We start from the raw sequence: 809 nt of genomic DNA, 5'->3' as shown, positions 1-809 counted from the left end.
AGACCGTAGTGATACAAATGGCGGATCCAGTGATGCGCTTGATCCGGGCAATGATGGTTTTATTATAAACACCACTGCAATGTTCAACAGCCAATACAGTGATTACTTTGATACCTATCTAGATTTCGCGTGGCTACAGTATACTGACCGAAAAGTTATTATCCCGGGGCTGGGTATCGTCCACTCGGCTGAATTGGAGGATTCTGCGATTCAACCCTTTATCGGTGCCGGCGTCGGATATGCATTTATGTATCTCGATGATTCACCATCGGCTAAGCTGGATTCAATTGACCGCAATGGGCAGTCTGTTGTGTTTACATTACAAGCGGGTGCTGATATCCCATTAAGCGAGTCATTGTCGCTCGATCTTACCGCGCGATATGACATGTATAACATTGACAGTAGCTTTTTGCAGGATTCCGGTTTAACTATCGTGAAGGATAGAGGCGCTCTAAGCGTTTTAGCAGGCCTAAGTTACCATTTTGATTCCCCCTCTCGAAGCAATTATGTTGATGAGGACTTTGACGGTGTCACACGAAACCTTGACCGCTGTCCCGACACCTTGATTAATGTGCCCGTCAACGAGGCGGGTTGTCCTCAATACCGTTTCAATATCAATTTGTCTTTTAACTTCGCCAAATTTGGTATAGACGATATTGTTGAACACCCTGATTTTAATGCAGCTGAATTCTTGAAGAAAAACACGCAGTACTCGGTCCGCATTATTGGTTATACAGATAGTAAAGGCTCTGCTTCTTTTAATGAAAAACTCGCCAAAAAGCGCGCCATTGAAGCCAAACAATACTTCC

1 protein-coding gene is annotated in these 809 nt (G+C 44.3%); it reads left to right on the top strand.

Features of this window, described 5'->3' with window-relative positions; genetic code table 11:
• Positions 1-809: OmpA family protein (locus A3739_RS27285; protein WP_156502899.1), on the top strand; the 809-nt coding region annotated here is incomplete at both ends.

The organism is Oleiphilus sp. HI0067 (assembly GCF_001635735.1).
This window is presented reverse-complemented; position numbering and strand designations above follow the sequence as displayed.